The sequence below is a fragment of the Streptomyces sp. SAS_270 genome (assembly GCF_052543295.1).
The window spans coordinates 24025-48035 of the sequence record NZ_JBMNDS010000029.1 but is presented as its reverse complement, the minus strand read 5'-3'; the positions used below and the strand labels follow the sequence as shown (position 1 = coordinate 48035).

Here is a 24011-nt window from a genome sequence, read left to right as displayed (position 1 = left end):
AGCGCATGTACCCAGGTCAGCAGCAAGGTCCATACCCGCCGCAAGGTCCGTATCCGCAGCAGGGGGCCTACCCGCAGGGTCCGTACCAAGGCCAGCCCGGGCAGCCGCCGCAGGCCCCGTACCAGGGTCAGCAGCCCTACTACCCGCCCCAGCAGGGCTACCCCCAGCAACCCCAACAGCCGCAGCAACCCCAACAGCCGCAGCAACCCCAACAGCCGCAGCAACCCCAACAGCCGTACCAGCCCTACCCGCCCCAGCCGCAGCAGCCGCAGCACCCCCAGGCACCCCAACAAGGCCTGGGGGACGGGCAGATGAGGCTCGACCCGAATCTCAGCGCGGGGCAGCGCGAGCTGGTGCTGAAGATCCAGCAGCACACCAAGGCGTTCGCGTTCGCCTTCGTGCTGGGCATACCGCTCACCTTCGGCGGCGCCCACTACGGCATCACCGAGAAGCCGATCGGCTTCGCCGCCACCGCGGCCGGGCTCGTCTGCCTGGTCGTCGGCGTCCTCGCGCTCATGAAGTCGCGGGGCCTCAAGGAGCAGTTGCGCCGTCTGACCCCGGACGCCTGGCGCTCCCCGGCCGCGCACCTGCCGAGCGCCCGCAAGGCCGCCACCCAGGCCGCGTACCTCAACGGCGTCCTCGTCCTGCTGTCCCTCTCGGCCGTCGGCTACCTGCTGGTCAAGGGAGCCGACTGGGGCGCGTACGGGAACTCGTTCGGCTTCGGCGGACTGCTGCTCGGCGCGTTCATCCCGCTCGGCATGGGCCTCGCCGCCGCGACGACCATCCCGCAGCTGCTCCAGGTCATCCCGGCCGGCGCCCGGGTCGGCCAGAGCCTCTACTCGATCATCACGGCTCTCTCGGCGATGGTGCTCATCAACGGCGTCAAGTCGTTCGAGCCCGTCCCCGCGATCGCCGGCGGCGCGGTCACCGCGATCTGCCTGGGCGCCATGTCCCTCCTGGGCAAGGCCACCAAGCGGATGCGCGGCGAGACCACCTGACCTCGGGAGGTCAGTCCCGCACGGCGAACCCGTACACCGTCTCCGACCTGTACACCCCGCCCGGCCGCAGCTCCGTGCTCGGGAACTGAGGCCGGTTCGGGGAGTCGGGGAAGTGCTGGGTCTCCAGCGCGACGCCGTCGCCGGGCGCGTACGGGAGCGACGGGTCGAGGTGGTCCGCCGTGTAGAACTGAAGGCCCGGCTCGGTGGTCGACACGGTCAGCGCCCGCCCCGACGCCGGGTCGTACAGCTCGGCGACCTCGACGGCGGTGTCCGTGAGGCCCTTGTCGAGCACGAAGTTGTGGTCGTAGCCCGCGCCGACCTTGCGTGACTCGCGGAAGTCGAAGCGGGTGTCCTCCACGGGCGCGAGCTCCCCGGTGGGGATCAGGTCCGCGTCCACCGGCGTCAACCGCGAGGCGTCGATGCGGAGTTCGTTCCCGGCCGTGTTCCCCGAGCCGCTCAGGTTCCAGTACGTGTGGTTCGTCAGGTTCACCACGGTCGGCGCGTCCGTGACCGCCTCGTACGCGATCCGCAGCGCGCCCCGTTCGTCGAGGGTGTAGGTCGCCGAGACCGTCAGCCGCCCCGGGAAGCCCTCCTCGCCGTCGGCGCTGACCCGGGACAGCCGCACCCCGTGCTCGACCGGCTCCGCGTCCCACACGCGCTTGTCGAAGCCGCCGCTGCCGCCGTGCAGGGAGTTGGGCGCGTTGTTCGGCTCCAGCGGGAAGACCCGGCCGTCCAGCGTGAAGCGGGCGCCACCGATCCGGTTCGCGTACCGCCCCACCAGCGCGCCGAAGTACGGCTCCGGGTGCGTGCGGTAGCCCTCCAGGTCCGGGAACCCCAGCACCACGTCCACGGTTCGCCGGTCCCGGTCCGGAACCTCGACCGACTGCACGATCCCGCCGTACGTCAGGACCCGCACCCGCACCCCGGCACGCTCCAGCGTCCAGCGGTGGACCGGCGTGCCGTCGGAAAGTGTGCCGAAGAGTTCGTTCATGAGCGAAACATTAGGTCACGCGCGCTTCGCCGTGATGTTCCGGTAGGCGATGTCGGCCAGCCTGGCCTGTCCGTTCCTGCTCGGGTGAAACCAGTCCCAGTGGCTCAGCTGCTCGGTGCCGAAGCGGTAGTCGAAGACCGCGCCGCCGTCGAAGCGGCAGCGCTCGTCCCGGGAGCACACGTCCTCAAGGACCTTGTTGTACTGCTCCACCCGGTCCTGCACGGTCGTACGCCGCAGGGTCGCCGCCGAGTCCAGCGCGTCCGCGTCCGCCAGCATCGACGGGCAGATGCCCAGCTTCCACACCTGCTTGCCCAGCGGGTTGCCGCGCCCCTGCGACCACAGCCGCTTCAGGTCCGGCACGCTCGACACGTACACCTGGGTCCTGGGCAGGGCGCTGCGCAGGGTCTCCAGCGCCTCCTCGAACCCGGTGCGGAAGTCCGCCACCGAGGTCATCGCCGACACGGAGGAACGGCAGGCGTCGTTGGCCCCCGCCATCACCGTGACCAACTCCGGCTTCCTGGTCGCCGCCTGCGCCATCTGCCCGGGCAGGTCCGACATCCGCGCCCCGGTCACCGCGTAGTTCCAACTGCGCTCGGCGGCGCCGCTCCTGCCCAGCAGCCGCACCGCGAGACTGCGGACCTTCGTGTCGCTGCCCGTCGCCCACGACACCTCGGGGCAGTCGGACAGCACGCTGCACGCGTCGAAGCCGCGCGTGATGGAGTCGCCGACGGCCGCCACGGAGCGCGGGGAACGGTCCCAGGCTGGCGTGGACTTCGGGGACGGCCGCACCGCCTTCGCGGTCGCGCCGTGCGGCGCAGGGGAGTTGCCCCCCGTCGCGTCGCACCCGGCGATCCCGAGCACGGCCGCCGCCACGACGGCGAGAGCGGTCCGCGAACGGTGACTGTGCTTCCGCATCCCCTGGTCCCCTCGTTCGTTGTACAGGGCCGGTCGGCGACCCCGGCGTACGCGGTCGTCGGCACCCGGGCGCACACGGACGGTCAGCCCCGCGTCTCCATGGGTGAAACCCGGCGTTTCAAGGCACTGGGACCGACGGTACGTCACACTCCTTGCGCCGCCGCACGGTAGCCTCGCCCCGTGGCCGCCCCGCCACTGCCGTTCCGCTAAGTTACAAGATGTCCTGTCCTGCCCGGAGGTTCAGGTGACGACACGTGGAGTCCTGTACGTGCACTCCGCGCCACGTGCACTGTGCCCGCACGTCGAATGGGCGGTCGCGGGAGTGCTCGGTACGCGCGTCAGCCTCGACTGGATCCGGCAGCCGGCCGCGCCCGGCACCTGGAGATCCGAGTTCTCCTGGAAGGGCGAGGTCGGCACCGCCTCCAAGCTCGCCTCCGCACTGCGCGGCTGGCAGTTGCTGCGCTTCGAGGTCACCGCGGAACCCTGCCCCACCGCCGAGGGCGAGCGGTACAGCTGCACCCCTGAACTGGGCATCTTCCACGCCGTCACCGGAATCCACGGCGACATCCTGATCCCCGAGGACCGGCTGCGCGCCGCACTGGTCCGCTCCCAGCGCGGCGAGACCGACCTGGAGGCCGAACTCGCCAAGCTCCTGGGCAAGCCCTGGGACGACGAGCTGGAGCCCTTCCGGTACGCGGGCGAGGGCGCCCCGGTCCGCTGGCTCCACCAGGTCGTCTGACACCACGCCAGGACCACGCGAAGGGCCCCCACCAGCAGGTGGGGGCCCTTCGTCACGTACGACCGGAATTCACCGGCGTACGGCTGAAATCAGACCGATCGGACCGGTCAGACCGATCGGAACGCCAGGACCACGTTGTGGCCGCCGAAGCCGAACGAGTCGTTCAGCGCGGCGATGCGGCCCTCGACGGGCAGCTTGCGCGCCTCACCGCGGACGACGTCGGCGTTGGCCTCGGCCTCCGGGTCGAGGTTCTCCACGTTGATGGTCGGCGGAGCGATCCGGTGGTACAGGGCGAGCACCGAGGCGACCGACTCCACGCCGCCCGCGCCACCGAGGAGGTGACCGGTCATCGACTTGGTGCCGGAGACCGCCATGTGGTCGGTGTCGTCGCCGAAGACCTTGCGCAGCGCCTTCAGCTCGGCGACGTCACCGGCCGGCGTCGAGGTGGCGTGCGCGTTGACGTGCACGATCTCGGCCGGGTTCAGGTCGGTGTTGTCGAGCAGGTTCTGCAGGGCCTGCGCGATGCCGCGGCCCTCGGGCTCCGGCTGCACGATGTCGTGGGCGTCGGACGAGATGCCCTGGCCGACCGCCTCCGCGTAGACGCGGGCGCCGCGCCGCGCGGCGTGCTCGGCGGACTCCAGGACGAGGACACCGGCGCCCTCACCGAGGACGAAACCGTCACGGGCGACGTCGTAGGGGCGCGAGGCACCCTGCGGGTCGTCGTTGTTCTTGGACATCGCCATCATGTTGCCGAACGCGGCGATGGGCAGCGGGTGGATGGCCGCCTCGGTGCCACCGGCGACGACGACGTCGGCGCGGCCCGTGCGGATCATCTCGATGGCGTAGCCGATGGCCTCGGCGCCCGACGCACAGGCGGAGACCGGCGTGTGCACGCCCGCGCGGGCGCCCACGGCCAGGCCCACGTTGGCGGAGGGGCCGTTCGGCATCAGCATGGGGACGGTGTGCGGGGAGACGCGGCGGACGCCCTTCTCCTTGAGCACGTCGTACTGGTCGAGCAGGGTGGTCACGCCGCCGATGCCGGAGGCGATGACCGCGCCGAGCCGGTCCGGGTCGATGCTGCTGTCCGCCCCGGCCTTGTCGGTGTAACCGGCGTCGGCCCAGGCCTCCTTGGCCGCGATCAGCGCGAACTGCGCCGAGCGGTCCAGGCGGCGGGCCTGCGGGCGCGGAATGACCTCGCCCGGCTCCACGGCGATCTGCGCCGCGATACGGACCGCCTGGTCGGCGGCCCACTCCTGCTCCAGGGGGCGGACACCGGAACGTCCGGCGACCAGGCCCTCCCAGGTAGAGGCTGCGTCGCCACCCAGCGGTGTGGTTGCGCCGATACCGGTGACGACCACGGTGCGATTGGTCGGGCTCACGGGAATTCTTTCTCCAACGGATCCGAGGATTCAGCGGCGCCACCGCCGGGTGGCGGGGCAAACGGACTGACCGGAAAGATCAGGCCTGGTGCTTGAGGATGTAGTCGGTCGCGTCGCCGACGGTCTTGAGGTTCTTGACGTCGTCGTCCGGGATCTTGACCTCGAAGCGCTCTTCGGCGGCGACGACGACCTCGACCATGGACAGCGAGTCGACGTCCAGGTCGTCGGTGAAGGACTTGTCCAGCTGGACGTCCTCGGTGGGGATCCCGGCGATCTCGTTCACGATCTCGGCGAGACCTTCGACGATCTGCTCCTGCGTGAAGGCCATGACAGGCGCTCCTTCTTGTGTATCCAGAGGGTGTGGCGGTACTCCGGCCGGAAACCGATCCGGCACGGTGTGCCTAGGGGAGGGTAACGACCGTGGCGGCGAACACGAGACCCGCCCCGAAGCCGATGATGAGCGCGGTGTCGCCGCTCTTTGCCTCGCCGGTCGCCAGAAGCCGCTCCATCGCGAGCGGAATCGAGGCGGCCGACGTGTTGCCGGTGGTGCGTACGTCGCGGGCGACCGTGACGTGCTCCGGCAGTTTCAGGGTCTTCACCATCGAGTCGATGATCCGCTCGTTGGCCTGGTGAGGAATGAAGACGTCCAGGTCGTCCGGCGAAAGCCCGGCGACGTCCAGCGCCTCCTTGGCGACCTTCGCCATCTCGAACACGGCCCAGCGGAACACCGCCTGGCCCTCCTGCGTGATGGCAGGAAACTTGATCTCGCCCTTGGAGTCGAGCGGCAGCGTCGAGACGCTGCCTGCGGCGAACTCGTCCCACGGCACGGTCTGCTTGATCGTGTTCGACTTGTCGCCCTCGGAACCCCAGACAGTGGGGCCGATGTGCGGCTCGTCCGAGGGGCCCACGATGACCGCGCCCGCGCCGTCACCGAACAGGAAGGCCGTCGCGCGGTCCTCCAGGTCGGTCAGGTCGGACAGCCGCTCGACGCCGATGACGAGGACGTACTCCGCCGAACCGTCGACGATCATGCCCTTGGCGAGCGTGAGGCCGTAGCCGAAGCCCGCGCAGCCGGCCGAGATGTCGAAGGCCGCGGCCTTGTTCGTGCCGAGCTTGTCGGCGATCTCGGTGGCGACCGCGGGGGTCTGACTGAAGTGCGAGACGGTGGAGACGACCACGGCGCCGATCTGGTCCGCGTTGATCCCGGCGTCGGCGATGGCCTTGCCGGACGCCTCGATCGACATCGCGGCGACGGTCTCCTCGTCGGAGGCCCAGTGCCGGGTCTCGATGCCGGAGCGCGAGCGGATCCACTCGTCGGAGGAGTCGATCGTCTCCAGGATCACCTCGTTCGGCACGACCCGGACGGGACGGTAGCCGCCCACGCCCAGGATGCGCGCGTACGGGGCGCCCTTCCTAGCCTTGATCTTCGACATGCTCTCGGGCTCCTTCTCAGGCACTGTGCTCAGCGATGAGCTCGCGAGCCGCGTCGAGGTCGTCGGGGGTCTTCAGCGCCAGCGTCTTCACGCCGGGCAGAGCGCGCCGCGCGAGACCGGTCAGGGTGCCGCCCGGGCACACCTCGATCAGCGCGCTCACGCCGAGTTCCTTGAAGGTCTCCATGCACAGGTCCCAGCGGACCGGGTTGGCGACCTGGCCGACCAGGCGCGAGACGACCTCGCCGCCGGTGGCGACCGCCCGGCCGTCCTTGTTCGAGACGTACGTGATCCTCGGGTCGGCCGGCGTCAGATCGGCCGCCGCCTTCTGCAGCGTCTCCACGGCGGGCGCCATGTGAAGCGTGTGGAACGCGCCCGCGACCTTCAGCGCGACGACCTTGCGCACCCCTTCCGGCTTGTCCTCCTCAAGGGCGGCAAGCTGGGCCAGGGTGCCCGCGGCCACGATCTGGCCCGCGCCGTTCACGTTCGCCGGCGTCAGGCCGAGCTTCTCCAGGTGCGGGACCGTCGTCGCGGGGTCGCCACCGAGCAGCGCCGACATGCCGGTCTGCGTGATCGCGGCGGCCTCGGCCATGGCCAGGCCGCGCGTACGGACGAGCTGCAGCGCGGTGGCGTCGTCGAGGACTCCCGCGAACACGGCGGCTGTGATCTCGCCCACGCTGTGGCCCGCGACGGCACCCGGGGCCACCTCGCCCAGCGCGGCGGCGGACAGCAGTCCGGCCGCGACGAGGAGGGGCTGCGCCACGGCGGTGTCGCGGATCGCGTCCGCGTCGGCCTGCGTGCCGTAGTGGGCAAGGTCCAGCCCGATGGCGTCCGACCACGCGGCGACGCGGTCGGCGGCACCGGGGAGGTCGAGCCAAGGAGTCAGGAAGCCGGGCGTCTGAGCGCCCTGGCCGGGAGCGACGAGTACGAGCACTCTCACACTCTCTCTTGTGGACGGCCCAGGCCGCCCGTGGGGACAGGGACGAAGAACAGGAGGGGGAATTGTAGGCCCCCGACAAAAGCCTAGGCCTGAGGATCTCCATCGGCCAGACGCCCCAGGATCAGCGCGATCCGCAGCGTGAACGCGGAGCGTACATCCGAGGGCGACCAGCCGGTGACGTCAGTCACACGTCGGAGCCGGTAGCGCACGGTGTTGGGATGGACGAAGAGCATCCGGGCGGCGCCTTCGAGACTGCTCGCCTGCTCCAGATAGACGCTCAGCGTCTCCAGGAGAGCGGACCCGGCTTCCTCCAGCGGTCTGTAGATCTCCTCCACCAGCTGCTCGCGGGCCGAGGGATCCCCGGCGATCGCGCGCTCCGGCAGCAGATCGTCCGCCAGGACCGGGCGCGGAGCGTCCTGCCAGGCGAAACACGCCTTCAGTCCGGCGGCGGCGGCCTGCGCGGAGCGGGTCGCGGCGAGCAGATCGGGCACGATCGGTCCCGCGACCACGGCTCCCGCCGCGTAGGGCCCGATCAGGGACTTGGCGACACCGATCGGGTTGTCGCTGCCACCGGCGATCACCACGAGTCGGTCCCCGAGCACTCCGGTGAGGACCTGGAGCTTGGCGTGCCGTGCGGCCCGCCGGATCGCCTCGACCGTCAGCTCGCTGTCACCGTCGGGTGCCGTACCCAGCACCACGCACACATGCTCGGGCGAGTTCCAGCCGAGGGCGGCGGCCCGGCTGACGGCGCCCTCGTCGGCCTCGCCGCTCAGGACGGCGTTCACGACGAGCGACTCCAGGCGGGCGTCCCAGGCACCGCGTGCCTCGGCGGCCTGCGCGTACACCTGGGCGGTGGCGAAGGCGATCTCGCGGGCGTACACGAGAAGGGCCTCGCGCAGCACGGACTCGTCGCCGGGAGCGGCCACCTCGTCGATGGCGCTCTCCATCACCTCGATGGTGGTGCGCACCATCTCGACGGTCTGCCGCAGGGTGATCGCCCTGGTCAGCTCGCGGGGTGCGGTACCGAAGACATCGGTGGAGATCGCCTGGGGGGCGTCGGGATGCCGGAACCACTCGGTGAACGCGGCGATTCCGGCCTGGGCGACCAGCCCGATCCAGGAACGGTTCTCCGGGGGCATGGCCCGGTACCACGGCAGTGTGTCGTCCATGCGCGCGATGGCCTGCGCGGCGAGACTGCCGGACGACTTCTCCAGCCGCTTCAGCGTCGCGGTGTGCGCGTGGACTGCGGGCGCCGGGGGTGCGGTGTTGCTGGATTCGGGTTCGGGCACGGGACAAGACTGCCTTATCAGGACGGAGGTGTGCGGTGGCGGGTCACAAGTAAGCGACGGGACGGTACGGCGGCGGGGCTACGGTGGTGGGCGTGATGGACGTCCGGCGCGCCGACGCGCGTTACCGCGGAGGGGACCCGGAGGCCGGGATCTCCTCCTTCCACGCCTTCTCCTTCGGCCCGCACTACGACCCGGACAATCTCCGCTTCGGCGCGGTGATCGCCTGCAACGAGGAGCGGCTCGCGCCGGGCGCGGGCTTCGACGAGCACCCGCACAGTCACACCGAGATCGTCACGTGGGTGGTCGAGGGCGAGCTCACCCATCGCGACTCCGCCGGCCACGCGTCCGTCGTGCGGCCCGGTGACGTCCAGCGGCTCAGCGCCGCGGGCGGTGTCCGCCACGTCGAACGCAACGAGGGTCCGGCGCCGCTGACCTTCGTCCAGATGTGGCTGGCCCTGCTCTCGCCGGGCGGTGACCCGTCCTACGAGGTCGTCCACGGCATCGCCGACTCCACGCCGTACGCCGTCCCCGAGGCGGGCGCCCTGCTTCACGTGCGCCGTCTGACGGCGGGGGAGCGGACGGCGGTGCCGGACGGGGCGTATGTGTACGTGCATGTGGTCCGGGGTGAAGTGCGCCTGGGCGGCGCGGAGTTGGGGCCGGGCGACGCGGCCCGCATCACGGACGCGAAGGATCTGGAGGCGGTGGCTGGGCGGTCGGCGGAGCTGCTGCTGTGGGAGATGGCGGGGTAGGGGCCCTACGGGGTTTTCGCCCCTCCGCCCCTTCCCTTCCCGTTGTCCTGGGGGCTGCGCCCCCTCTCCCCCTGCATCGCGCTGACGCGCTCGTCCTCAAACGCCGGACGGGCTAAGAATTAGCCCCTCCGGCGTTTGAGGAGCGGGGGTCCAGGGGCGGAGCCCCGGGAGACGGGACGGGTAGGGGCGGAGGGGGCGAAGAAAGTCTCAGCCCCGCAGCTCGGCGAGCACCGCGTCCGTGAACGGGGGCCACGCCTCCACCGCCCACGGCCCGAAGGGCCGGTCCGTCAGGGCGACGCACGCCGCGCCCGCGTCCGGGTCGACCCACAGGAACGTCCCCGCCTGCCCGAAGTGCCCGAAGGTCCGAGGCGAGGACGAGGTCCCCGTCCAGTGGGGCGACTTGGAGTCACGGATCTCGAAGCCGAGCCCCCAGTCGTTGGGGTTCTGGTGCCCGTACCCGGGAAGCACGCCCTTCGTCCCGGCGTACTGCACGGTCATCGCCTCGGCGACGGTCCGCGGGTCGAGGAGTCGCGGAGCCTGCACCTCGGCCGCGAACCGCACGAGGTCCGCCACCGTGGACACCCCGTCCTTCGCCGGCGACCCGTCGAGCGCGGTCGACGTCATGCCCAGCGGGGCGAGCACCGCCTGCCGCAGATACTCCCCGAAGGGGATGTCCGTCGCCTTGGCGACATGGTCCCCGAGCACCTCGAACCCGGCGTTGGAGTACAGCCGCCGTTCCCCGGGCGCGGACGTCACCCGGTGCTCGTCGAAGGCGAGCCCGGACGTGTGCGCGAGGAGATGACGGACCGTCGAACCCGTGGGCCCGGCCGGTTCGTCGAGCTCGATCGCCCCCTCCTCGTATGCGACGAGGACGGCGTACGCGGTGAGCGGCTTGGTCACCGAGGCGAGCGCGAACCGGTGCTCCACCGGCCCGTGCGACCCCACGACCGTGCCGTCCGCACGCACGACCGCCGCGGCAGCGGTGGGAACGGGCCAGTTCTCGATCAGCGCCGGGCTCTGCAAGGGCAAGGACATGCGGACGAGCCTAAGCCGCTCACAGCTGCAGCCGCATCGAGGGGTCCGGCTTGCGGACGAAGCCGAGCGAGGCGTAGAGCGGCTCGGCCTCGGCCGACGCGTTGAGATCGACCGCCGCGGCGCCCTTCGTGCGGAACCAGTCGAGGAGGGTCTCCATACAGGCGCGGGCGTAGCCGCGGCGCCGCGCGTCCGGGTCGGTGGCGACGCTGAAGACGTGCCCGATCGAGCCGTGCGGGTTGCCCGCCCGCCCGATCCGGTACTCGATCGTGCCGACGACGAGCGCCGCGAGCGCGCCCGGCCGCTGCGGGTGATCGACGACGAAGGCGGCGAACTCCCCGTCGGGATCGGCGAGTCGGCCGCGTACGGTGGGCAGTGACTGTGCGTGCCAGTCGGTGGACTCGCCCGACGCGAACACGGAGTCGATCATCACCTGGCGCAGCCGGAGCAGCTCCTCGGCGTCCTCGGGCACAGCACGGCGTACGAGAGTCATGATCGGCACCGTAGTCACGACAACCGCAGGACGTCTTCGGGTTTTCGACGGGTTTCGCTTGCTTGGAGTGCACTCCAGGGTTTTAGCGTGGGGGCATGACGGTGATGGAGACCACGGCCGAGGCCACCGAGCCCGGCACCAGGACCGACATCTGCGCCGCGCCGCCCCAGCGGCACCGCCGCCCGGACGGCCAGGACAACTACACGATCAGCGAGGTCGTCGCCCTCACCGGCATGACGGCCCACACTCTGCGCTGGTACGAGCGGATCGGGCTGATGCCGCACGTCGACCGCTCGCACACCGGACAGCGCCGCTACAGCAACCGCGACCTGGACTGGCTCGCCTTCGTCGGCAAGCTGCGGCTCACCGGCATGCCGGTCGCCGACATGGTGCGGTACGCGGAGCTGGTGCGTGTGGGCGAGGAGACGTACACCGACCGCCGCGAGCTCCTGGTGGCGACCCGCCGGGACGTGCTGGCCCGCATAGCGGAGCTCCAGGACACGCTCGCCGTGCTCGACCACAAGATCAGTTTCTACGGGGACGCCGGGCACACCCTGGCGTCGGAGAGGTCCTGATGACCAACAGCAAGATCGCGAAGGCTCAGCTCGGCACCGACGGACCCGAGGTGGGTGTCCAGGGCCTCGGCTGCATGGGCATGAGTTTCGCCTACGGCCCCGCGGACGCCGAGGAGGCACGGGCCACCCTGGAAAGGGCGCTGGAACTCGGCGTCACGCTCTACGACACGGCGGACGCGTACGGCGCCGGAGAGAACGAGAAGTTCCTCTCCCCGTTCTTCACCGCGCACCGCGACGAGGTCGTCATCGCGACGAAGTTCGCGCTCTCGATCCCGCCGGGCGAGCCCACGAAGCGGGTCATCCGCAATGACGCGCCGTACATCCGCCAGGCCGTCGAGGCCAGCCTGGAGCGCCTGGGCGTCGACGTGATCGACCTCTACTACATGCACCGCCGTGACGTGAAAGTCCCGATCGAGGAGACCGTCGGGGTCATGGCCGAGCTGGTGCGCGAGGGCAAGATCAAGCACCTGGGCCTGAGCGAGGTCACCGGCGGCGAGCTGCGGGCCGCGCAGGGCGTGCACCCGATCGCCGCCGTGCAGTCGGAGTGGTCGCTGTTCAGCCGGGACATCGAGTCGGGCGTGGTGCCGGCGGCCCGCGAGCTGGGCGTCGCCCTGGTGCCGTACTCGCCGCTCGGCCGCGGCTTCCTCACCGGCTCCTTCGCCAACGCCGAGCAGGACCTGACGGCCGGCGACTTCCGCCGCCAGCAGCCCCGCTTCACCGGCGACAACGCGGCGGCGAACGGAGCCCTGCTGGAGCCGGTGCGCGCCGTCGCCGACGCCCACGGCGTCTCGCTCGGCCAGGTCGCGCTGGCCTGGGCGCAGCAGCGTGCGGATGTGCACGGGCTGACCGTCGTCCCGATCCCGGGCACCACCAAGCGCGCCCGCGTCGAGGAGAACACCGCCGCGACCCGCATCGTCCTCAGCGACGCGGAGCTGGACCTGCTGGAGCCGATCGCCGGCAAGGTGGCGGGCGACCGCTACGCCGACATGACGTTCACGTCGGCCGGCCGGGAGTAGCCACCCGTCGGCGGCGGCTACAGCTCCGCGAGCAGCTCGGCCTTCTTCGTCGTGAACTCCTCGTCCGTCACCAGGCCCGCCTGGTGCAGCTCGCCCAGGTGACGGATGCGGTCGGCGATGTCGGCCGGGTCGCTGCGCGGCGCCGCCGGCACCGCGGCCGGGGTCGCCGGTCCGCAGGCGCGCACCGCGGCCAGCACCGACGCGGCGAACGGCAGTGACTCGTGCACCGGCCCGTAGCCGAGGCCGAAGACGACGGCGGCGGGGTCCTGGTCGGCCTGGGCGGGCTGCGCGATGGCCGGCTCGCGGCGCAGCAGCCGCAGATGGCCCTCGAAGACCTCGGGGGAGCGCCACTCGACGCCGCTCAGGTCGGCGACCGGGAAACTCTGGTCGCCGGCCTTCCACTTCGCCGACGAGGCGCCCGTCCAGAACCACCGGAAGGACACCGACTTGCCGTCGAAGGTCGCCTTCCCGTCGTACGCCTTGAAGTGCAGGGGGGCCTCGGGCGGCTGTACGAGATAGCGCGGGGGCGGGTCGGTGTCGTCCGCCACGAGCAGCGGGGTCAGCTCGTCCCTGTAGTACTCGGCGAGGGTCTCGCGCTCGGCGGGCAGCACGAGCCGGTAGGGGTCGCAGCCCTCCTTGAGCTGGCCCGCGGCCGCGTCCATCAGGGGATCGGCGCCCGGTCTCGGCACGGCGTGCAGGACGACCGTTCCGCGCTTGCCCGGCGTCAGTGTCACCGCCGAGATCGCTTCCAGCGGGACACGGCGTTCGCCGAGCGCCTGGAGCAGCTTCGGCGTACGGATCCCCCGTTCGAAGCGGATGAGCACGGAGTCGGACTCGAACTCCCAGGCGGCATTGAATCCGGCCAGTACGTCACCCATGCGGGCCATCGTATGCGGCGTGTACGTCTGAGTCGCCTCCCTCGGCGGACCGCAGTTTTTCGTCCTCTACGCGCGTCAGGCCGCCGTGGTGGCGGACAAACCCTTCCGGCACACGTCATCCTCGTGCGCGCACTCCACCGCGCGGTAGGCACCGACGCCGATTTCGGCGAAGTTGCGCAGGCTCTCGGTGCCCGGCTCGAAATAGCCGGTGTGGCCCTTCGCGCCCTGTGCCGACAGGACTCGCGCCCCGAAGTCGGAGGAGACCGGGTCGGCGCCGTGCCCGAGGCCGCCGACTTCCAGGTGCGGTACGTCCTGGATCCAGTCGTCGGAGTCCCGCATCGCCCAGACCTGCGCGGAGGTGTGCAGGTGGGAGGCGTTCTCGACGCGCATGCCGGGGCTGCCGGCGACCGCTATGTCGGAGACCCGGGAGGGCAGCCGGTGGGCCGCGACCCCGCACAGCACGGAGCCGTAGCTGTGGCAGTACAGGGCGATCGGCGCGCTGCCGGGCAGCGCCCGCACCAGGGCGTCCAGCCGGACCGCGCCCTCCTCGGCGCGCATGGCGGTGGCCGAGTCGATGCCGAGCCCGCTGGGTGCCGTGTAGTCGGCCCAGGCGATCACGGCCGTACGCGTGCCGGTGCCGGTCGCGCGCTCCGCCTTGTACAGGGAACGCGCCATGCCGACGGGCGCCGAGTACTTCTTGTACGTGCGCTGGAAGGTGAGCAGGTCCGTGTCGACGCCGGGCACCACGACCGAGACGCGCTCGGCCTTGTCGAGGTTGCCGAAGACCTCGGCGACCCGGCCCGAGCCCATCGGGTCGAAGGCGAGGATCTTGCGGCCCTTGCGCAGCAGCGCCTCGTAGCGGTTCTTGCGGCGGCCGGCGTCGTGCTGTCCGAGGTCGGAGAGCCCGTCGTCGTGCATGCGCTTGATCTCGACCTTGCGCTGCTGGCGCAGGGCGATGCGGTTGGCCTGGTAGCGCAGCTTCACCGGCGCGCCGTTCATGTTGCCGACCGCGAGCGGGTAGCGGTGGGCGAGGCGGGCGCGCTGTCCGCTGTCCAGCGAGGCGAAGAAGTCGGCGAGGCGGGTCGGCGCGGAGTCGGTGTCCGGGAGCCGGTGTCCGGCGAGGCGGCCGTGCTCCCAGGCGGAGCGTGACGCGGCGAGCGGCGTCGCTCCCCGGTGGCTCTGGAGGGCGGTCCAGCCACTGGTGGCGAGCATCACGAACACCACGCCCAGCGCGAGCAGTGCGCGCCAGACGTTCAGTTGGGGAGAGGAGTCGAAGGAAGTCACTGGGAGGACACACTAGGAGAACGAGAGTGTCTCGCGTTAACCGAGTGAGGCGGATCACGTTTCTGGTGGGGTAATTGGGGCAAAGCGGGTTCAGTACCAGATAAAGTGTCACGCTCTGTGCGCGTATTGGTGCGCTGTGTACGGCAGTTGCCGGACTCCCGCGGGCCGGCCGCGCCGCCTACGTCACTCCGTGCGCCACTTCTCCGCCAACGCGGGCCCCACATGGTCGAGATACGAGGCGGTCAGCTCGCGGATCGCCTCGACGCTGGTGTCGTCGCCCGCCCCCCAGAGCCGGCCGGTCACGCGCATCACACCACCGAACACGGCGACCGCGACGCGCGGCCGCGGATCCGTGTCCACGTCGAGGCCCTCGCGTTCGGCGATCACCCGGGCGATCTCCTCCTCCAGCTCGGCGGAACGGCGCAGATGGACGGCGAGCAGGGTGGGGGTCGACTCGATCAACTGGAAGGTGCGCATGTGCAGTTCGATCGGGACGACGGCGTCCACGGCCTCGCCGATGGTGTTCCACCCCTCCAGGACGGCCAGCCGCAGTGCCTCCAACGGGGCTTCGTGCGGCGGGCGTTCGCGTACGGCGGCCAGGAAGTGCGACTCGGCGATGCGCTGACTGAAGAGGGCGACGTCCTCCTTGCCCGCGAAGTACCGGAAGAAGGTGCGCTGGGAGACGTCGACGGCCTCGGCGATCTCGTCGACGGTCGTCCGCTCGTATCCCTTCGTCGTGAACAGCTCCAGGGCGGCCCGCAGGAGTGCGTCCCGGGTGCGCTGCTTCTTGCGCTCGCGCAGTCCCGGCCGCGGCGCAAGGGCCGCGGGGATGGTCCGAGCTGTGTCCATTGCTCGCCGTTTCCTCCCTTTCGTTACCGAACGTGCAGCTCAGCGTACCCGTGGGTGAGGTGACAGTTACTGACTCGTGATTTTGTTTGTCAACTGTCAGTGGCTGTCACTAGCCTCGAAGGCATGACTAGTCAGACCACCGTCGACGCGACGGGGCCGGCCGACAAGGCCCTGGCCGCCCCGACCGATCCGCCGACTCCCCCGCAGGGCCTGCGGGGCCACCCCTGGCTGACGCTCATCAGCGTCGCGACAGGCGTCATGATGGTCGCCCTGGACGGGACCATCGTGGCCATCGCCAACCCGGCCATCCAGAAGGACCTGGGCGCGAGCTTCGCCGACGTCCAGTGGATCACCAACGGCTACTTCCTCGCGCTCGCGGTCACGCTGATCACGGCGGGCAAGCTCGGCGACCGCTTCGGGCACCGGCAGACCTTCCTCATAGGCGTGGTCGGCTTCGCCGCGGCCTCGGGAGCCATCGGACTGTCCGGCAGCATCGCCCTGGTGGTCACCTTCCGGGTGTTCCAGGGGCTGTTCGGCGCGCTGCTGATGCCGGCCGCGCTCGGCCTGCTGCGGGCCACCTTCCCGGCCGAGAAGCTGAACATGGCGATCGGCATCTGGGGCATGGTCATCGGCGCCTCCACCGCGGGCGGCCCGATCCTCGGCGGGCTGCTCGTGCAGCACGTCAGCTGGCAGTCGGTGTTCTTCATCAACGTGCCGGTCGGCATCGCCGCGCTCGTCCTCGGCGCGCTGATCCTCACCGACCACCGGGCCGAGAACGCCCCGCGCTCCTTCGACGTGCCCGGCATCGCCCTGCTCTCCGGCGCCATGTTCTGCCTGGTCTGGGCGCTCATCAAGGCCCCGACCTGGGGCTGGGGCGACGCCATGACCTGGTCGTTCCTCGGCGCGTCGGTGCTTCTCTTCGTGCTCTTCGCCCTCTGGGAGAAGCGGGTGAAGGAACCGCTGATCCCCCTCGGACTGTTCCGCTCCGTGCCGCTGTCGGCGGGCGTGGTCCTCATGGTGCTCATGGCCGTCGCCTTCCTGGGCGGCCTGTTCTTCGTCACCTTCTACCTGCAGAACGTGCACGGGATGAGCCCGGTCGACGCCGGTCTCCACCTCCTCCCGCTCACCGGGATGATGATCGTGGGCTCGCCGCTGGCGGGCGCGCTGATCACCAAGGCGGGCCCGCGCATCCCGCTGGCCGGCGGCATGGCCCTCACGGCGATCTCCATGTACGGCATGTCGACGCTCGACACGGGCACCGGCAGCGCCGTCATGTCGCTCTGGTTCGCCGGTCTCGGCCTCGGCCTGGCCCCGGTCATGGTCGGCGCGACCGAGGTCATCGTGGGCAACGCCCCCATGGAGCTCTCCGGAGTCGCCGGCGGTCTCCAGCAGGCCGCCATGCAGATCGGCGGCAGCCTCGGCACCGCCGTCCTCGGCGCCGTGATGGCCTCCAAGGTCGACGGCGACCTCGCGGGCAACTGGGCCGACGCCAAACTCCCGCCGCTCACCCCGGCCCAGCTCGACCAGGCCTCCGAGGCGGTCCGGGTCGGCGCCGCGCCGGTGGCCAAGGGCACGCCGCCCGGCATCGCCGCACAGATCACCGACGTCGCGCACCACACCTTCATCTCCGGCATGAGCCTCGCCTGCCTCGTCGCCACGGGTGTCGCCGTCGTGGCGGTCTTCGTCGCCCTGCTCACCAAGCGGGGAAGCAACGCGGAGGCCGCGGGAGCGGGGGCGGGCCACATCTAGGAACCCGAACCGGGGGCGCGCCGGGCCCTGTTCGCCTATCAGGGTGACGGGGCCGGATACCCCTCCCGCTCCATGCGCGCCGCAGGTCACAGTGGGTCAAGCCCTCCGTACGGCATGCGGACGACGTCCGTACGGTACGGGGGTGACCGGAGCTGCGGCGCGCTGCCGGAGGGGGGCAGCGCGCCGGCAGGTCTTACGGGCGGAAACAGGGGTACCCGGTCGTCGAACCCAATTGGCCGAGAGGTCCAGGGAGTTGAGATGACGGGCTTTGGACACGGCACGCGCAGGTACCCCCGTTCACGTGGCCGGACGTGGTCCCGGAACGGGCCGGATCGCGCGACGCTCGCAATCGTCGGAGCCATTTGTGCGGTCGCCGGGTTCTTCGTGCTGGGGATCATCCTCGGCCCGGTGGCGATCGTCTGCGGTTGGCTCGGCATGGGCCGAACCTGGTCCTCCCGCCCGGTCCCGGCCCTCATCGCCCTCGTCCTGGGTGCCATCGACACCCTCCTGGCCATCATCTGGCTGGCCGGCACGGCGGCCCCGGGCTCCGGGTTCTGGTAGCGGGCTCCGGACCCGCGTGGCGGCGGAGCCGTCGTCACCGCGGGCCCCCGGCCCCTATCGAACGGGCCCCTACCGAACCGGCCCCTCCACGGCTTCCGGCACGGGATGCGGCACGGGATTCGGCATCCCCGGGGAGGACAGCGACGCGACCTCCGCCCGCAGGGCCCGCACCTCCTCCGTGAGCGCCTCGATCGCCGCCGTCTGTCTGCGTTCCTCCACGTCGTCCTTCTCGAAGCGGGAGATGAACCACGTGGCGATGTTCGCGGTGACGACACCGAGAAGGGCGATCCCGGACAGCATGAGGCCGACCGCGATCATGCGGCCGAGACCGGTGGTCGGGGCGTGGTCGCCGTACCCCACCGTCGTCATCGTGGTGAACGACCACCACACCGCGTCGCCCAGCGTCCGGATGTTCCCATTCGGCGAGTCCCGCTCCACGGAGAGCACGGCGAGCGAGCCGAACATCAACAGCCCGATCACCGAGCCCCCGACGTACGTCGTCAGCCGGATCTGCGAGGCCATCCGGGCCCGCCGCCCGACCAGCATCAGCGTGGAGACGAGCCGCAGCAGCCGCAACGGCTGGAACATCGGCACGACCACCGCGCACAGGTCGAGCCAGTGCGTGCGGACGAACTCCCGGCGCCGGCGGGCGAGTGCGAGCCGCATGAGGTAGTCGGCGGCGAACGAACCCCACACCACCCACTCCACCAGCGTGCACGTCGACGTCAGCGAGGGACTCGCACCGCTGTCCACGATCGGCACGGCGTAAGCGAGGGCGAAGGCCACCGCGAGCGCCAGCAGGGGCCGCTGGGTGTGGTGCTCCCAACGGGCTTGTGCCGATTGTTCCTTCATGCCCGTTGTTCCTTCATGCCCGCATCGTAGAAGTCGCACGGCGGAGGAACCACGGAAGGGCGGCGGAGCCGCGACCGGCCCCACCGCCCCTCGGCGGACGCACATCCTCAGCGGGCGCGCCCAGCTGTCACACCACTACGCGTCGCCGCCCGCGGCCCCGGGGTCCGCCGACGCCACGTCGAGCAACTGGTAGCGGTCGATCGCCTGCTTCAGCACCGACCGGTCGACCTTGCCCTCGCGTGCCAACTCGGTCAGCACCGCGACCACGATCGACTGCGCGTCGATGTGGAAGAAGCGGCGCGCGGCGCCCCGCGTGTCGGCGAAGCCGAAACCGTCCGCGCCGAGCGACTGGTACGTGCCCGGCACCCAGCGCGAGATCTGGTCGGGAACCGATCGCATCCAGTCGGACACCGCCACGAACGGTCCCTCGGAGTCGCCCAGCTTCCGCGTCACGTACGGCACGCGCTGCTCCTCCTCGGGGTGCAGCAGGTTGTGCCGCTCCACCTCGACGGCCTCGCGGCGCAGCTCGTTCCAGGAGGTCGCCGACCAGACGTCCGCCTTGACGTTCCAGTCGGCCGCGAGGATCTGCTGCGCCTCCACGGCCCACGGCACCGCGACACCGGAGGCGATGATCTGCGCCGGGATCGTGCCCGCCGTACCGGCCTTGAAGCGGTGGATGCCCTTGACGATGCCGTCCGCGTCGACGTCCGCCGGCTCGGCCGGGTGCTGGATCGGCTCGTTGTAGACGGTCAGGTAGTAGAAGACGTCCTCGCCGTGCGGGTGTTCGGCCGAGGAGCCGTACATCCGGCGCAGACCGTCCTGCACGATGTGCGCGATCTCGAAGCCGTACGCCGGGTCGTACGCGACGCAGCCCGGGTTCGTCGAGGCGAGCAGCTGCGAGTGCCCGTCCGCGTGCTGGAGACCCTCACCGGTCAGTGTCGTGCGCCCGGCGGTCGCGCCCAGTACGAAACCGCGCGCCAGCTGGTCGGCCATCTGCCAGAACTGGTCACCGGTGCGCTGGAAACCGAACATCGAGTAGAAGACGTAGACCGGGATCAGCGGCTCGCCGTGCGTGGCGTACGCCGAACCCGCGGCGATCAGGGAGGCCGTGCAGCCCGCCTCCGAGATGCCGTCGTGCAGCATCTGGCCGGTCGGCGACTCCTTGTACGCGAGCAGCAGATCGCGGTCGACCGCCTCGTACTGCTGACCGAGCGGGTTGTAGATCTTCGCGCTCGGGAAGAACGAGTCCATGCCGAACGTGCGGTACTCGTCGGGCGCGATCAGCACGAACCGCTTGCCGATCTCCTTGTCCCGCATGAGGTCCTTGAGGAGCCGCACAAAGGCCATGGTCGTCGCGATGGACTGCTGACCCGAGCCCTTCTTCACACTCGCGTACGTCTTGTCCTCGGGCAGCGGCAGCGGCTTCGACCGCACGAGGCGCGTCGGGACGTACCCGCCGAGCCCCTTGCGGCGGTCGTGCATGTACTGGATCTCCTCGGAGTCGCGCCCCGGGTGGTAGTACGGCGGCGCGCCCCCCTCCAGCTGCTGGTCGGTGATCGGGATGTGCAGCCGGTCGCGGAAGCCCTTGAGGTCGGCGACGGTCAGCTTCTTCATCTGGTGGGTCGCGTTGCGGCCCTCGAAGTTCGGGCCCAGCGTCCAGCCCTTGACCGTCTGCGCCAGCACCACCGTCGGCTGGCCCTTGTGCGCCTTGGCCGCCGCGAAGGCCGCGTAGACCTTCTTGTGGTCGTGACCGCCGCGGCCCAGGTGCAGGATCTGGTCGTCGGTCATGTTCTCGACCATCGCGCGCAGCCGGTGGTCGTCACCGAAGAAGTGGTCGCGGATGTAGGAACCGGTCTCGGTGGCGTACGTCTGGAACTGGCCGTCGGGCGTGGTGTTCAGCTTGTTGACCAGGATGCCGTCGCGGTCCTGCGCGAGCAGCGGGTCCCAACTGCGGTCCCAGACCAGCTTGATGACGTTCCATCCGGCACCCCGGAACTGCGACTCCAGCTCCTGGATGATCTTGCCGTTGCCGCGCACCGGGCCGTCGAGCCGCTGCAGGTTGCAGTTGACGACGAACGTCAGGTTGTCGAGGCCCTCGCGAGCGGCGATGGACAGCTGGCCGAGCGACTCCGGCTCGTCCATCTCGCCGTCGCCGAGGAACGCCCACACATGCGACTTGGAGGTCTCCGCGATACCGCGCGCCTCCATGTAGCGGTTCATCCGCGCCTGGAAGATCGCGCCGAGCGGGCCGAGGCCCATGGAGACGGTCGGGAACTCCCAGAAGTCCGGCATCGAGCGCGGGTGCGGGTACGAGGAGAGCCCGTACGGCGCCTTGGACTTCTCCTGGCGGAAGGCGTCGAGCTGCTGCTCGCTCAGCCGGTCGAGCATGAACGCGCGGGCGTAGATGCCCGGCGAGGCGTGCCCCTGGAAGAAGATCTGGTCGCCGCCGTCGCCCTCGTCCTTGCCGCGGAAGAAGTGGTTGAAGCCCACGTCGTACAGCGAGGCGGAGGAGGCGAAGGTGGCGATGTGGCCGCCGACCCCGATCCCGGGGCGCTGTGCGCGCGACACCATCACGGCCGCGTTCCAGCGGGTCGCGTTAAGGACCTTGCGCTCGATCTCCTCGTTGCCCGGGAAGAACGGCTCGTCCTTGGTCGCGATCGTGTTGACGTAGTCCGTGCTGCGCATCTCGGGCACGGCCACGCGCTTCTCGCGGGCCCGCTCGATCAGCCGCAGCATCAGGTAGCGGGCGCGCTCGCGGCCCCGCTCGTCGACGGCGGCGTCGAGGGAGTCGAGCCACTCCTGAGTCTCTTCAGGGTCGAAGTCCGGGACCTGGCTGGGAAGGCCGCCAATGATGATCGGGTTGCGATCGGATCCGGAAGCCACGCTGTTCCTTCGCTGTCAGAGGGGCGGTCTGAGGGCTGTCTGATGGGGTTTTCTCTGTCTCTGCACGTCTCTGCACCGTTCCCCATCGTGTACCTGAGGAACCGAAACGTCATCTCTACCGAGGGGTAACCGAGGCCTTTATCGAGAGGGATTCGAGACGTTCACGCAGTCCGCTGGGACGGGCCCGACCAAAACGCAACGATACGCTCAGTCCGTGACGCGTTCCGCAAAGTCGTTCGGTCCTCGTAACCCCAGAGGGTTCCGAAGGGGACATATGGGGCAGAACGGTGTGGTGTGCGTCACGGGGCGAGGTGATCTCGTACCAGGAGTTGCGTCGACACCACCAGGATCGTCACCGTTTCGGCGGTCTCGACGGCCGGGTACTTGCGCGATCCGCCCCGCCCGTGTGGACTACGGCCAAAGCTGCGCGCACGCGCGTGGCTGGCATCCCCTGGTTCTCGACTTCGATCGAGCAGGGGAGACCCCATTTCCGAAACATGATCAGGAGGCAAGCCGTGAGCGCGACCGCGGACCACGCGGAGGAGCGGACCAACCCGGCCGCCAGGCTGGGGTTCGAGCCCGGACAGGTGGTCCAGGAGATCGGCTTCGACGACGACGTTGACCACGAGCTCCGTGAATCCATCGAATCGCTGATCGGCCAGGACCTGGTCGACGAGGACTACGACGACGTCGCAGACGTCGTGCTGCTGTGGTTCCGCGACGAGGACGGCGATCTCACGGACGCACTGGTGGACGCCATCGGTCTCCTTGAGGACGGCGGCATGATCTGGCTGCTGACCCCCAAGACCGGCCGGGACGGTTACGTCGAACCCAGCGACATCGCCGAGGCCGGGCAGACCGCCGGCCTCTCCCAGACGAAGAGCATCACCGTGGGTAAGGAGTGGTCGGGCACCCGTCTGGCCACGCCGAAGGCCAAGCGCTGAGTTCCTTCCCGTTCCAGCTGCCGCAGGCAGTGTGTGAGGCCCCCGCCGACGAACCGTCGGCGGGGGCCTCACACGTTGCGGACCGGCCGCGGACAGGCCCCGAGGGAGCCACTGTCGATCACTGCGTAGGCTGGTCGTCACCCGAACAGCCCCTTGGAAGGGAAGCGTGTGACTATGGCGATCGAGGTCGGCACCAAGGCCCCGGACTTCGAGCTCAAGGACAACCACGGCGCGACCGTGAAGCTGTCCGACTTCCGTGGCGAGAAGAACGTCGTGCTGCTCTTCTACCCCTTCGCCTTCACGGGTGTGTGCACCGGCGAGCTGTGCGAGCTGCGCGACCATCTGCCGCAGTTCTCCGACCGCGACACCCAGCTGCTGGCCGTGTCGAACGACTCCATCCACACGCTGCGCGTCTTCGCCGAGCAGGAGGGCCTGGAGTACCCGCTGCTGTCCGACTTCTGGCCGCACGGCAACACTTCTCGGGCGTACGGCGTCTTCGACGAGGACAAGGGCTGCGCGGTGCGTGGCACCTTCATCATCGACAAGCAGGGTGTCGTGCGGTGGACCGTCGTCAACGGTCTGCCGGACGCGCGTGACCTGAACGAGTACGTGAAGGCACTCGACACCCTGTGATTGTTCGGGTCCAGCCCCTGCGGGGTGCGGGAACCCGTCACTAGGATCGGGTCGTTGATCCGATACCAACGCACTCGGGGCTCCCTGCCCCTGGACACCATTGGGAGGACTCGTGGGAGTCAGCCTCAGCAAGGGCGGCAACGTCTCGCTGACCAAGGAGGCCCCTGGCCTGACCGCGGTCATCGTCGGTCTGGGGTGGGACGCACGCTCCACCACCGGCACCGACTTCGACCTGGACGCCAGCGCCATCCTGACCGGCGCGGACGGCAAGGTCAGCAGTGACGCCAACTTCGTGTTCTTCAACAACCTGAAGAGCCCGGACGGCTCGGTCGAGCACACCGGTGACAACATCACCGGTGAGGGCGAGGGCGACGACGAGCAGATCAAGGTCAACCTCGCCGGGGTCCCGGCCGAGATCGACAAGATCGTGTTCCCGGTCTCGATCTACGACGCGGAGAACCGCCAGCAGTCCTTCGGCCAGGTGCGCAACGCGTTCATCCGCGTGGTGAACCAGGCGGGCGAGGCGGAGATCGCGCGCTACGACCTCTCCGAGGACGCCTCGACGGAGACCGCGATGGTCTTCGGCGAGCTGTACCGCAACGGCGCGGAGTGGAAGTTCCGCGCCATCGGCCAGGGCTACGCCTCGGGCCTGCGCGGCATCGCGCAGGACTTCGGCGTGAACGTCTGACCGGTCGACGTCCGACCGTCCACGTCCGACGGCCGACATCCGGCCGTCGAACGTCACGCCGTCGACCGTCCGACCCGGACGGACCTCGGCTCTCCCGTCCGGCGCCGGGGAGGGGGGGGGGGGGGAGGGGGGGGGGGGGGGGGG

The 24011-nt window shown here is 70.3% G+C and carries 24 protein-coding genes; 10 read left to right on the top strand and 14 right to left on the bottom strand.

Going from position 1 to position 24011, the window contains the following annotated elements:
- Positions 1-5: 5 nt before the first annotated feature.
- Positions 6-998, top strand: coding sequence for a hypothetical protein (locus ACN6LB_RS20855; RefSeq protein WP_445027234.1), 993 nt, complete (start codon positions 6-8; stop codon positions 996-998).
- A gap of 10 nt (positions 999-1008) precedes the next feature.
- Here the strand turns inward: ACN6LB_RS20855 and ACN6LB_RS20850 are convergent, their stop codons facing one another.
- Both ACN6LB_RS20850 and ACN6LB_RS20845 read right to left on the bottom strand, forming a co-directional pair.
- Positions 1009-1989, bottom strand: coding sequence for an aldose epimerase family protein (locus ACN6LB_RS20850; protein ID WP_445027233.1), 981 nt, complete (start codon positions 1987-1989; stop codon positions 1009-1011).
- Between the two features lie 15 nt (positions 1990-2004).
- Positions 2005-2904 carry an SGNH/GDSL hydrolase family protein gene (locus ACN6LB_RS20845; RefSeq protein ID WP_445027232.1) on the bottom strand — a complete coding sequence of 300 codons (900 nt, stop codon included), beginning with the start codon at positions 2902-2904 and terminating at the stop codon, positions 2005-2007.
- A 244-nt stretch (positions 2905-3148) separates the two neighbouring features.
- Between ACN6LB_RS20845 and ACN6LB_RS20840 the strand changes: the two genes are divergently transcribed.
- Positions 3149-3643 (top strand): DUF3145 domain-containing protein, encoded by a 495-nt coding sequence (locus ACN6LB_RS20840; RefSeq protein WP_356132791.1) that lies wholly within the window; start codon positions 3149-3151, stop codon positions 3641-3643.
- 107 nt (positions 3644-3750) lie between these two features.
- Here the strand turns inward: ACN6LB_RS20840 and fabF are convergent, their stop codons facing one another.
- From fabF to ACN6LB_RS20815, 5 genes are all read right to left on the bottom strand, one after another.
- Positions 3751-5022 carry a beta-ketoacyl-ACP synthase II gene (fabF, locus tag ACN6LB_RS20835; RefSeq protein ID WP_356132789.1) on the bottom strand — a complete coding sequence of 424 codons (1272 nt, stop codon included), beginning with the start codon at positions 5020-5022 and terminating at the stop codon, positions 3751-3753.
- Between the two features lie 79 nt (positions 5023-5101).
- The gene (locus ACN6LB_RS20830; RefSeq protein ID WP_356132787.1) at positions 5102-5350 is read right to left on the bottom strand and encodes an acyl carrier protein; all 249 of its coding nucleotides are present in this window, start codon (positions 5348-5350) and stop codon (positions 5102-5104) included.
- A 73-nt stretch (positions 5351-5423) separates the two neighbouring features.
- The gene (locus tag ACN6LB_RS20825; RefSeq protein ID WP_445027231.1) at positions 5424-6455 is read right to left on the bottom strand and encodes a ketoacyl-ACP synthase III; all 1032 of its coding nucleotides are present in this window, start codon (positions 6453-6455) and stop codon (positions 5424-5426) included.
- A 16-nt stretch (positions 6456-6471) separates the two neighbouring features.
- Positions 6472-7386: an ACP S-malonyltransferase gene (locus ACN6LB_RS20820; RefSeq protein WP_445027230.1), complete on the bottom strand. Its 915-nt coding sequence runs from the start codon at positions 7384-7386 to the stop codon at positions 6472-6474.
- Positions 7387-7475: 89 nt separating this feature from the next.
- The gene (locus ACN6LB_RS20815; RefSeq protein WP_356132781.1) at positions 7476-8681 is read right to left on the bottom strand and encodes a PucR family transcriptional regulator; all 1206 of its coding nucleotides are present in this window, start codon (positions 8679-8681) and stop codon (positions 7476-7478) included.
- Between the two features lie 95 nt (positions 8682-8776).
- Between ACN6LB_RS20815 and ACN6LB_RS20810 the strand changes: the two genes are divergently transcribed.
- Positions 8777-9430 carry a pirin family protein gene (locus ACN6LB_RS20810; protein ID WP_445027271.1) on the top strand — a complete coding sequence of 218 codons (654 nt, stop codon included), beginning with the start codon at positions 8777-8779 and terminating at the stop codon, positions 9428-9430.
- Between the two features lie 207 nt (positions 9431-9637).
- On the opposite strand, the gene ACN6LB_RS20805 is transcribed toward ACN6LB_RS20810, so the two are convergent.
- The gene (locus ACN6LB_RS20805) at positions 9638-10459 is read right to left on the bottom strand and encodes a serine hydrolase domain-containing protein (RefSeq protein ID WP_445027270.1); all 822 of its coding nucleotides are present in this window, start codon (positions 10457-10459) and stop codon (positions 9638-9640) included.
- Positions 10460-10484: 25 nt separating this feature from the next.
- Positions 10485-10955, bottom strand: coding sequence for a GNAT family N-acetyltransferase (locus ACN6LB_RS20800; protein WP_356148868.1), 471 nt, complete (start codon positions 10953-10955; stop codon positions 10485-10487).
- Positions 10956-11050: 95 nt separating this feature from the next.
- On the opposite strand from ACN6LB_RS20800, the gene ACN6LB_RS20795 reads away from it, so the two are divergent.
- Together ACN6LB_RS20795 and ACN6LB_RS20790 are read left to right on the top strand one after the other, a co-directional pair.
- A complete protein-coding gene (locus ACN6LB_RS20795) occupies positions 11051-11530 on the top strand; it encodes a MerR family transcriptional regulator (protein ID WP_356148873.1) in 480 nt (159 codons plus the stop codon).
- Positions 11530-12546, top strand: a complete 1017-nt coding sequence (locus ACN6LB_RS20790) for an aldo/keto reductase (protein WP_445027229.1) — start codon at positions 11530-11532, stop codon at positions 12544-12546. The genes ACN6LB_RS20795 and ACN6LB_RS20790 overlap by 1 nt, the downstream gene beginning before the upstream one ends.
- Before the next feature lie 17 nt (positions 12547-12563).
- On the opposite strand, the gene ACN6LB_RS20785 is transcribed toward ACN6LB_RS20790, so the two are convergent.
- From ACN6LB_RS20785 to ACN6LB_RS20775, 3 genes are all read right to left on the bottom strand, one after another.
- On the bottom strand, positions 12564-13424 hold the full coding sequence (locus ACN6LB_RS20785; protein WP_445027228.1) for a DUF4429 domain-containing protein: 861 nt from the start codon (positions 13422-13424) through the stop codon (positions 12564-12566).
- A gap of 75 nt (positions 13425-13499) precedes the next feature.
- Complete coding sequence (locus tag ACN6LB_RS20780) at positions 13500-14708, bottom strand: alpha/beta hydrolase (RefSeq protein WP_356148882.1); 1209 nt, start codon at positions 14706-14708, stop codon at positions 13500-13502.
- Between the two features lie 183 nt (positions 14709-14891).
- Complete coding sequence (locus ACN6LB_RS20775) at positions 14892-15557, bottom strand: TetR family transcriptional regulator (protein ID WP_445027227.1); 666 nt, start codon at positions 15555-15557, stop codon at positions 14892-14894.
- 123 nt (positions 15558-15680) lie between these two features.
- Between ACN6LB_RS20775 and ACN6LB_RS20770 the strand changes: the two genes are divergently transcribed.
- On the top strand, positions 15681-17306 hold the full coding sequence (locus ACN6LB_RS20770; RefSeq protein ID WP_445027226.1) for an MFS transporter: 1626 nt from the start codon (positions 15681-15683) through the stop codon (positions 17304-17306).
- 258 nt (positions 17307-17564) lie between these two features.
- The gene (locus ACN6LB_RS20765; protein ID WP_445027225.1) at positions 17565-17867 is read left to right on the top strand and encodes a small hydrophobic protein; all 303 of its coding nucleotides are present in this window, start codon (positions 17565-17567) and stop codon (positions 17865-17867) included.
- Between the two features lie 69 nt (positions 17868-17936).
- On the opposite strand, the gene ACN6LB_RS20760 is transcribed toward ACN6LB_RS20765, so the two are convergent.
- Entirely contained in the window at positions 17937-18719 is a 783-nt protein-coding gene (locus ACN6LB_RS20760) for a potassium channel family protein (protein ID WP_445027224.1), read from the bottom strand.
- Positions 18720-18854: 135 nt separating this feature from the next.
- On the bottom strand, positions 18855-21602 hold the full coding sequence (gene aceE / locus ACN6LB_RS20755) for a pyruvate dehydrogenase (acetyl-transferring), homodimeric type (RefSeq protein ID WP_445027223.1): 2748 nt from the start codon (positions 21600-21602) through the stop codon (positions 18855-18857).
- 515 nt (positions 21603-22117) lie between these two features.
- Here aceE and ACN6LB_RS20750 point away from each other — a divergent pair.
- The 3 genes from ACN6LB_RS20750 to ACN6LB_RS20740 all read left to right on the top strand — a co-directional run bounded on the left by ACN6LB_RS20750 (position 22118) and on the right by ACN6LB_RS20740 (position 23867).
- Positions 22118-22546 carry a DUF3052 domain-containing protein gene (locus ACN6LB_RS20750; protein ID WP_356149330.1) on the top strand — a complete coding sequence of 143 codons (429 nt, stop codon included), beginning with the start codon at positions 22118-22120 and terminating at the stop codon, positions 22544-22546.
- Positions 22547-22720: 174 nt separating this feature from the next.
- On the top strand, positions 22721-23179 hold the full coding sequence (locus tag ACN6LB_RS20745; protein WP_356149723.1) for a peroxiredoxin: 459 nt from the start codon (positions 22721-22723) through the stop codon (positions 23177-23179).
- A gap of 112 nt (positions 23180-23291) precedes the next feature.
- A complete protein-coding gene (locus tag ACN6LB_RS20740) occupies positions 23292-23867 on the top strand; it encodes a TerD family protein (protein WP_356149719.1) in 576 nt (191 codons plus the stop codon).
- Positions 23868-24011: the final 144 nt, after the last annotated feature.